Source organism: Brachybacterium horti, assembly GCF_054777615.1.
Map to the genome: position 1 here is coordinate 908101 of NZ_BAAHAM010000002.1, position 8262 is coordinate 916362.

The 8262-nt window shown below is 74.3% G+C and carries 7 protein-coding genes and 1 rRNA gene; 1 reads left to right on the forward strand and 7 read right to left on the reverse strand.

The genetic code is table 11. The features are described 5' to 3' along the window. Positions 1–3 precede the first annotated feature (3 nt). From steA to ACYVAP_RS09385, 6 genes are read right to left on the reverse strand one after another with little or no spacing between them, the layout of a single operon-like run. A complete protein-coding gene (gene steA, locus ACYVAP_RS09360) occupies positions 4–1173 on the reverse strand; it encodes a putative cytokinetic ring protein SteA (RefSeq protein WP_498860426.1) in 1170 nt (389 codons plus the stop codon). Next, positions 1170–2885 carry a DNA repair protein RecN gene (gene recN, locus ACYVAP_RS09365; RefSeq protein ID WP_498860427.1) on the reverse strand — a complete coding sequence of 572 codons (1716 nt, stop codon included), beginning with the start codon at positions 2883–2885 and terminating at the stop codon, positions 1170–1172. The genes steA and recN overlap by 4 nt, the downstream gene beginning before the upstream one ends. A 14-nt stretch (positions 2886–2899) precedes the next feature. Then, complete coding sequence (locus ACYVAP_RS09370) at positions 2900–3844, reverse strand: diacylglycerol kinase catalytic domain-containing protein (RefSeq protein ID WP_498860428.1); 945 nt, start codon at positions 3842–3844, stop codon at positions 2900–2902. Next, on the reverse strand, positions 3841–4725 hold the full coding sequence (locus tag ACYVAP_RS09375) for a TlyA family RNA methyltransferase (protein ID WP_498860429.1): 885 nt from the start codon (positions 4723–4725) through the stop codon (positions 3841–3843). Before ACYVAP_RS09375 ends, ACYVAP_RS09370 begins: the two co-directional genes overlap by 4 nt. Beyond that, complete coding sequence (locus ACYVAP_RS09380) at positions 4722–5744, reverse strand: HAD family hydrolase (protein WP_498860430.1); 1023 nt, start codon at positions 5742–5744, stop codon at positions 4722–4724. The genes ACYVAP_RS09375 and ACYVAP_RS09380 overlap by 4 nt, the downstream gene beginning before the upstream one ends. Next, the gene (locus ACYVAP_RS09385; protein ID WP_498860431.1) at positions 5741–6781 is read right to left on the reverse strand and encodes a hypothetical protein; all 1041 of its coding nucleotides are present in this window, start codon (positions 6779–6781) and stop codon (positions 5741–5743) included. The genes ACYVAP_RS09380 and ACYVAP_RS09385 overlap by 4 nt, the downstream gene beginning before the upstream one ends. 81 nt (positions 6782–6862) lie before the next feature. Here ACYVAP_RS09385 and ACYVAP_RS09390 point away from each other — a divergent pair, with 81 nt between their 5' ends. Then, positions 6863–7753: a hypothetical protein gene (locus ACYVAP_RS09390; RefSeq protein ID WP_498860432.1), complete on the forward strand. Its 891-nt coding sequence runs from the start codon at positions 6863–6865 to the stop codon at positions 7751–7753. A 416-nt stretch (positions 7754–8169) separates the two neighbouring features. On the opposite strand, the gene rrf is transcribed toward ACYVAP_RS09390, so the two are convergent. Further along, positions 8170–8262: ribosomal RNA gene (gene rrf, locus ACYVAP_RS09395) — 5S ribosomal RNA — on the reverse strand; the annotation flags it as partial.

Sequence of the window (8262 nt, forward strand, 5' to 3'; positions counted from 1 at the left end):
CTCCTACGGCCCGGCGGGCCGGGGCTCGAACAGCACGGTGAAGGCGGACAGCAGCCCGTCCAGGCGGGCGCCGACGATCTGGAACAGCGCCTGGCCTCCCTCGGTGGACCAGAGGGCGGCGCCCAGGGCGACGAGGCCCGCGAGGGCGAGCAGCACGAGCTGCAGGGTGGAGATGCGCTGGCGGTACAGCCGGGAGACGCCCTTCGCGTCGACCAGCTTGGACCCGATCCGCAGCCGCGTGAGGAAGGTGGAGCTCATCCCGGCGCGCCCCTTGTCCAGGAACTCCTCGAGGGTGCCGTGGGTGCCGACGGCGACGATCACGCTCGCGCCCTTCTCGTCGGCCATGAGCATGGCGATGTCCTCGCTCGTGCCGGAGGCGGCGAACACGACGGCGCGGTCCTCGAGGCCGAGCTCGCTCAGCCGCTCGAGGCCGGGAGCGCGGCCGTCGCGGTAGGCGTGGACGACGAGCTCCGCCCCGGAGCGCAGGGCCCGATCGGAGACGGAGTCCATGTCGCCGATGATCATGTCGGGGCGCAGGCCGCTGTCGAGGACCGCGTCGGCGCCGCCGTCGACGCCGATGAGCACGGGCCGGTTCTCGCGGATGAAGGGCCGGAGGGTCGCGAGGTCCTCCTTGTAGTGGTAGCCGCGCACGACGATCAGCACCGAGCGGCCGTGCAGGGGGGTGCGCACGTCCGGGGCGCCCACGCCGTCCAGCAGCAGGTCCCGCTCACGGAGCATGTACTCCATCGTGTTCTCCGCGAACAGCTCGAGCTGCTCGGAGAGCCCCTCGCGGGCCGCCTCCTGGGCGGCGGCGACGGTCGCCTCGTCCTGGGCCTCGCCGCGGAGGACCACCTCGCCGTCCCGGTGCACGGCGCCGTTCTCGATCGTGATCGCGTCGCCGTCCCGGAGGGTCTCGAAGAGGGCGGGGCCGACGGCGTCGACGAGCACGATGCCCGCCTCGACGAGGATCCGGGGGCCCGCGTTGGGGTAACGCCCCGAGGTGGAGGCCGCGGCGTTGATCACCGCGGCGGGACGACGCTCGACGAGGGCCTCCGCGGCGACGCGGTCGATGTCCTCGTGGTCGATGACGGCGATGTCGCCGGCCTCGAGGCGCTGGGTGAGGTCCTTCGTGCGGCGGCCGAGCCGCGCCGTGCCCGAGACGGCGGGGCTCATCGGGCTCCCGCCCGGGCGTCGTCGAGGAGCTCCTCGGCGTGGGCGAGCGCGAGGTCGGAGTGGTCGTCGCCCGCGAGCATGCGGGCGAGCTCACGGATCCGCTCGCCGCGGTCGAGGACCTCGACGGTCGAGCTCGTGGCGCCCTCCGCGGAGGACTTCACGATCTGCAGGTGGGTGCTCGCATGCGCCGCGACCTGCGGGAGATGGGTGACGACGATGACCTGGGCGTGACGGGCGAGCTGCTGGAGGCGCTGGCCGACGGCGAGCGCGGCCCGGCCGCCGATCCCGGCATCGATCTCGTCGAAGACGAAGACGGGGGCGGCCGTGCGGTCCTCGCGCGAGGAGGCGAGCGCCACCTCGAGAGCGAGCATGACACGGGAGAGCTCACCGCCGGAGGCCGCGCTGCCCACGGGGCGGGGCGTCGCGCCGGGGTGCGGGGCGAGCAGGATCGCGACGGCATCGCGGCCGTGGGAGCGGTGGGCCTGCTCCGTGACCTCGACCGTGAGGGCGGCGTCCGGCATCTCGAGGAGACGCAGCTCCTCCTGGACGGCGGCGGAGAGCTCCGCCGCGGCGGCCGTGCGCGCCGCGGTCAGCTCGGTCGCGGCGTCGTCGAGCTCGCTCTCGAGCCGGGTGAGCCGCTCGGAGAGCGAGGCGCGCTCGGCCTCGGCCCCCTCGAAGCGGTCGAGGTCCACGGCGGCGGTGCGGGACGTCTCCAGCAGCGCGGTGACGTCCTCGGCGGGGCCGTCGGGGCCAGGCAGGAGGGCGCCGAGATCCCGCACGAGGGCGGTGAGCTCGGCGAGCCGCTCGTTCGCGGCGTCGACCCGCCCGGGGGATGCGTCGATCCCCTCCGCGTACAGGGACAGCTCCGAGGCGAGGTCGGAGATCTCGATGCGGAGCGCGTCGAGGCGCTCGAGCATCGGTTCGAGCGTGCGATCGGTGCGGGCCGCGCGGCCCACGGCCTCCGCGGCGATGTCGACGAGGGCGCCGGCCGAGGGGCCGTCGTCGCCGACGAGGGCGTCGGCGGCGGTCGCGCCGGCCCCGCGCAGCTCCTCGGCGCTCCCGAGCCGCTCGAGCTCGGCGCGCAGCTCGTCGTCCTCCCCCGGCTGCGGGTCGGTCGCCTCGATGCGCTCGAGGGCCTCCTGGAGCCGGGCGCCGCGGCGCTCGCGGTCGGCGAGCAGCTCGTCGAGCTCGGTGAGGCGGGCGCGGGCGGCGGAGCGCTCGGCCCAGGCGGCGCGGTGGCGCTCGAGCAGCGGCCCGAGCGTGCCGGACGCGAAGCGGTCCAGCGCCTCGCGCTGTGCATCGGGGTCGCGGAGACGCTGCTGGTCGGACTGGCCGTGGACGGTCACGGCGCTGCCCACGAGATCGGCGAGGGTGCCGATGGGGACGGGGACCCCGCCGAGCTGCGCGCGGGAGCGGCCGTCACGGGTCACGCGGCGCACCACGAGCACCTCGCCGTCCTCGTCCTCGGCGCCGAGCTCGTCGAGCGCCGCGGCGAGACGCTCGTGGCCGGCGAGGGCGAGGGTGCCGTCGACGGTCGAGGCGACCTCGGTGCGGCCGCGGTCGAGCCGGGCGCCGAGCAGCATGGTGAGACCGGTGACGATCATCGTCTTGCCGGCGCCGGTCTCACCGGTCAGGGCGGTGAAGCCGGGTCCGAACTCGAGGGTGGCGTCGTCGATCACGCCGATGTGGCGGATGCGGAGGGTGGACAGCACGCGGCGACCCCGGGTCAGACCTGCCGGCCCACGCGGCCGCGCCAGCCCACGACGGGAAGCTGGAACTTCTCCACGAGGCGGTCGGCGAAGGGGGTGTTCTTCAGGCGCACCAGTCGCACGGAGCGTGGGGAGAGCCGGCCCTCGATGCGCGTCCCCGCATGGATGTCGACCACGCGGCGGCCGTCGAGGGTGAGCACGCCGTCGTCACGGTTGTCGATCGTCATCTCGATCGCGGCCTCGGAGGAGCGGCCCAGCACGAGAGGGCGCGCGAACAGGGCGTGGGCGGCGAGCGGGACGAGCAGGAAGGCATCCACCTCGGGCCAGACGATCGGTCCGCCGGCGCTGAAGCCGTAGGCGGTGGAGCCTGTGGGGCTGGACAGGAGCACGCCGTCACAGCCGAAGGAGGAGACGGGGCGGCCGTCGATCTCGATGACCACGTAGATCATCTTCTGGCGGTCCGCCTTCTCGAGGCTCGCGTCGTTCAGCGCCCAGTCGGTGTGCAGGACGTGGTCGGCGGAGTCGCGCACGACGATGTCGAGCGTCGCGCGCTCCTCGATCTCGTAATCGACGTCCAGGAGCCGTCGCACGGTCGTGGAGAGCTCGGCGACCTCGCTCTCGGCGAGGAAGCCGACGTGCCCGAGGTTCACGCCGTGCACGGGGACCCCCGCCTCGCGGACCACCTCGAGGGCGCGCAGGATGGTCCCGTCGCCGCCGAGGACGATCCCGAGCTCGACCATGTCCGCCGCGGAGACGGCGTCGACGACGTCGACCTCCTCGGAGTCGAGGATGTCGAGCAGGGTCGGCGGCAGCGCGCTCGCGGGCGCGGAGCGGATCTCGTCGTACTGCTCGTCGATGATCACGGCGCGGACCCCGCGGTTGCCGAGCTCGGCGAGGACGGTGAGCATCGCGGTGAGCGCGGAGGCGCGCCCGGAGTGCACGTAGAGGAGGAACCGTCTCATGCTCGTGGGTCCTCCTGGGTGTGCTGCGGGGGCTGATGGCCGGCCGGGCGCCGGGGACCACGGCTCCTCGCGGAGCGGTCCTCGCCGTGCACGGCGTCCCCGATCATGTCATAGGCCTCGGCGTCGAGCCCGCAGGTCGCGCCGGTGCGGCGCAGGTGCAGGAAGTACTCACGGTTGCCGTCCTGCCCGGGGAGGGCGCTCGTGCGGGCCGCGAGCGGTCGCAGCCCTGTGAGCGCGGCCTCACGGGCCACATCGAGCACGGCCTGCTCGCGCGCGGCGGGGTCGCTGACCACGCCCGTGCGCGGGAGCGCCTCCCGCCCCACCTCGAACTGCGGCTTGACCATGAGCAGCAGGTCCCCTCCCTCGCGCACCGCCCCGGCGAGGGCGGCGACGACGGTGCGCAGGGAGATGAAGGAGAGATCGGCGACCACGAGGTCGACCTCCCCGCCGATCAGACCGGGGGTGAGGTCGCGGACGCTCGTCCCGTCCATGACGATCACGCGGTCGTCCGCGCGGACGTGGTCGGCGAGCTGGTCGTGGCCGATGTCCACGGCGACAACGGTCGCGGCCCCGCGTCGCAGCAGCACGTCGCTGAAGCCGCCCGTGGAGGCCCCGGCGTCGAGGCAGCGCAGACCCGCCGGGTCCACTCCGGACTCCTCGAGCGCATGGAGCAGCTTGTGGGCGGCGCGCGAGGCGTACTCGACGCCGTCGGGCACGTCGACGACGGTCAGCTCGGCCCCGGCGGGCACCTGCTGGGAGACCTTGGTCGCCGGCGTCCCGCCGATCCGCGCGCGCCCCTCCTCGACGATGCGCCGGGCGTGGGTGCGGGAGCGAGCGAGGCCGGCCGCGAGGAGCGCCCGGTCCAGCCGCTCCCCGCTCACCGCGGGATCGGGCCGAGGACGGTCCCCCGCGCATCCAGGAGGCGGCCCGTCCAGGCGCGGTCGGCGGAGTGCACGGCGAGCAGGGCGAGCACGGCCCGCTGCTGGCGGTCGTCGGCGATGTCGCCGTGGTCCAGGCGGATGTCCCCCTGATCCGTCCAGGTCGCGCCGACGGCGCCGCAGCGCGCGTGGTCGCCCTCGACGACGGGCAGGGCGAACGGGGCGCCGAGGCGCTCGAGGTCCGGCAGCACGTGGGTGGGCCGACGCACCGGATGGGCGCGCAGGGCGTCCTCGAGGCCGTCGACGCCGGTGAGCACGAGCAGCGCGTCGATGCCGGCCCGGTTCGCGCCCTCGATGTCGGTGTCCAGGCGGTCACCGATCACGAGCGGCCGACGCGCGCCGACCTGCTGCGCGGCGACGGTGAACATGCCCGGCTCGGGTTTGCCGGCGACGAGCGGCTCCGCCCCGGTCGCATGGCGGAGCGCCGCGACGAGAGAGCCGTTGCCGGGGGCGAGGCCGCGCTCGGTGGGGAGCGTCGCGTCGACGTTGGTGGCCATCCAGACGGCCCCGCGGCGGATCGCGTAGGCGCCCTCGGCGAGGCGGGACCAGCCGAGGTCCGGGCTCCAGCCCTGGATGACGGCGGCGACGTCCTCACGGTCCTCCTCCACGGGGACCATGCCTGCGGCCTCGACCTCGGCCGCGAGGCTCGGCCCGCCGACGACCAGGACCGTCGCGCCGGCGGGGACACGATCGGCGAGCAGTCGCGCGGCCACCTGGGGGGAGGTCACGAACTCCTCGGCCCGGGCGGGGATGCCGACCACGCCGAGGTGGTCGGCGGCCTGCTGGGGTGTGCGGGAGGCGTTGTTCGTCGCGAAGACGACGGAGTGTGCCGCGGCGCGCACGGCCTCGACGGCGTCCCCGGCGTGGGGGATCTGGCGGGCACCGTGCATCAGGGTGCCGTCGAGGTCGAAGAGGAAGGCGTCGTACTGCTCGAGCAGGGAGAGGTCCGGCCTGCGGATCACCGGGCCCCCTCAGCCTGCTCGGCCTGCTCCGCCTCGACCTCGGGGTTCGTCTCCGACCCGGCGTCAGGCGACGTCGCGTCGTCGCCGTCGCTGGAGACCGCGGTCTCCGTGTCGGTCCCGTCCTCCGGATCCTCGTCGGCCTCGGGCTCATGGGGCGCGTCGGCATCGGAGTCGGCGTCGTCGGCAGCTTCAGCGCCGTCGGACTCGACCTCATCGATGTCCTCGGACTCGACGGCACCGGCGTCGGCCTCAGCCGGCTCTACGTCCTCCGCCTCGACCTCGGCCTCGGCACGCTCGTGCTCCTCGGCCTCCGCGTCGAAGGCGTCGAGGACGGAGATCTGCTCGTCGTCCTCCCAGGAGGGCTCGGGGGCGACCTCCGGGGCCGGACGGCCCAGGCGCTCCCCCGCATCGGTCAGCCCCTCCGTATCCGCATCGGCGGCGAGGACAAGCCAGCGGTGGGCCTCGTCCCCGCGGCCCGCGAGCTCGAGGAGATCCGCGTAGGCGACCCAGAGCCGCACCTGCCAGCGACCGTTGACCTTGTGGCGCAGCGCGGGGATGTCGAGCGTGCGCAGTGCCGTCTCGACGTCGCCGGTGTCCGCGTAGGCACCGGCAACGACGATCATCAGCTCGATCGACGCATCGACGCCGAGACCCGCGGCCTCGTCGGAGGCGGCGATGTCGAGGGCCCGCTCGGGCCGGCCCTGGCCGCGCTCGGCGTCCGCGATCATCGGGAGCACATCGGTGCGGCCGGTGATGCGGAGCGAGGTGCGGAGCTCGCGCACGGCCGTGCTGTAGTCGCCGGCCCGGTAGGCCAGGATGCCGTTCATCTCGCGGACGACGCCGACGCGACCGCCCAGACGGGCGGCGAAGCGGGCGTGCTCCTGCGAGACCTCCGGCGCGACCTCCTCGAGCGCGAAGGCGGCGACGAGGTGCTGGGAGACGCGCTCCGCGGTCTCCTTGCTCAGGCCGCGCAGCTCGCCGCGGATCTCCTTGTCGAGTTCCGCGCCGGTGATGCCCTCGGGGATCTCCGGCTCCACGGGGCGCTGCGCACGCGCCTCCTGCCCCGGACGGGACGAGCGCGAGCCGCCGGACCACGATCCGCGGTCCTCCCGCGAGACGTGCCCGTCGCGGGACGGGCGCCGGCCGCGATCGTCATCACGGCGACCACCGCGGTGCTCCCAGGACCCACGGCGATCGTCGCCGCGGCGCGGCGAACGCTCGTCGCGCTCCTGACGGCTACCGTGCTCACGCCACGGTCCACGATCTCCGCGTCCCTGCTGCCCGCGACGGTCGTCGCCGCGGAACGGCCGGTCACCGTCACGACGGGGCCGGTCGTCACCACGGAAGGGTCGATCGCCGTCACGACGGGGCCGGTCGTCACCACGGAAGGGTCGATCGCCGTCACGACGGGGCCGGTCGTCACCACGGAAGGGTCGATCGCCGTCACGACGGGGGCGGTCGTCGCCACGGAAGGGACGGTCACCGTCACGACGCGGACGGTCATTGCTGCCGAAGGGACGATCGCCATTACGACGGGGGCGGTCGCTACCGCGGAACGGACGGTCCCCCTCACGACGGGGGCGGTCACCCTCACGGCGCTGGCGGTCGTCGCCGCGGAACGGACGGTCCCCGTCCCTGCGCGGACGATCGTTGTTCCCGTAGGAACGAGCACCGTCCCGGTGCGGGCGGTCCCCTCCGCGGAACGGACGATCCCCGTCGCGACGAGGCCGATCGGAGCCTCGGTACCCGCGGTCGGAGTCTCGGCGGTCCTGGCCCGAGGGACGACGTCCGCGATCCCCGTCGCGGCGCTGCCGGTCCCGGGCTCCCTGCGACGAACCGCGGGCCTCCCGGCGCTGCTGGCCGTCCCCGCGGTCGCCTTCATTCCTGCTGTGCTCAGCCACGCGACCGTCCCTCTTCAGTTGATGAATCCGCGCCCCCACTGTAGGGGACCCCGCAGACCCGACGCGTGGGTAACCCTGCCTCCCGTGACTGCTCTCACCAGGGTGTGACGGGCCGTGACGACGCCGGTCACAGCCCCTCGTCTCAGCGCGGGTACGGCACCCGCGCGGCATGGTCAGCAGTCATCACGGCTCTGCGACCGCGGTCCGCAGCGCCGCGACAGCCCACTCCCCCGCAGTCGGGGCGTCCCCGCGAGAGGAGGCAGATAGGCGGGACGCGGCGGGCGCGCGCGAGGACGAGAAGGCTCATCGGACCCTCGAACCGGCGCCTCCGATCAGCCGGCGGCGCCACCTGTGAGGCGCCGACCCATGCCACAGCGCGGCCCTGGAGGAGTACCGTCACCCTGCCGCGGGAATCCGATACGAGCGCGGCTCTGGGATGGGGCATGAAAAAAAGGGAAGGGCGGGGACGGCGAGACACTCTCACGAGCACCCCAGCGACGTCCTCCACCCTTCCCGATGAAGATGTCCGGCGGCGACCTACTCTCCCACACCCTCCCGAGTGCAGTACCATCGGCGCAATCGAGCTTAGCTTCCGGGTTCGGAATGGAACCGGGCGT